The organism is Anoxybacillus sp. CHMUD, assembly GCF_013096965.1.
Lineage (GTDB): Bacteria > Bacillota > Bacilli > Bacillales > Anoxybacillaceae > Anoxybacillus > Anoxybacillus kestanbolensis_A.
The window spans coordinates 1-440 of record NZ_SDLG01000077.1; the positions used below are offsets into that span (position 1 = coordinate 1).

The 440-nt window shown below is 51.4% G+C and carries 1 pseudogene; it reads right to left on the minus strand.

Annotated elements, in window-relative coordinates:
* Positions 1-440 (minus strand): annotated as a pseudogene (locus tag ETB99_RS14675) (alpha-mannosidase); the annotation flags it as partial.

The window sequence follows — 440 nt, forward strand, 5'->3', positions numbered from 1 at the left end:
GTACAGGCTGACCGCGATCGTCCCGCAAATTAAACTGGCTGGCGCGCAGCCGCACAGTGGTGTTGATAACTTCTTCACGCGGCCAGGGCATCAGGTTAAACAGGACGAGTTTGTCGGCGTCGCTCTGCGGCATGTTGTCGGCAATTTTGCGCATGTAGAAACGAATCAGATTATCCGCCATGTCCTCAGCCAGTTCGAAGCGGGCGACGATTTCGCGATGAACTTTGTCACTACAGCAGCAGCCGATACTGTCGTGGGCATGATTTTTTAAGATCTCTTTCCACATTTTCTCCAGCAAGCCGTGGTGGTATTCAAAACCCAACGTCCAGGCCAGTGTTGCCAGCGGTTCCAGCAGATTAACAATCTTATTTTCAATACGCGCGTGGGCAATTTTGATATCCATACGCGTAGAACCGATGGTGCGATGCACGCGCATATAT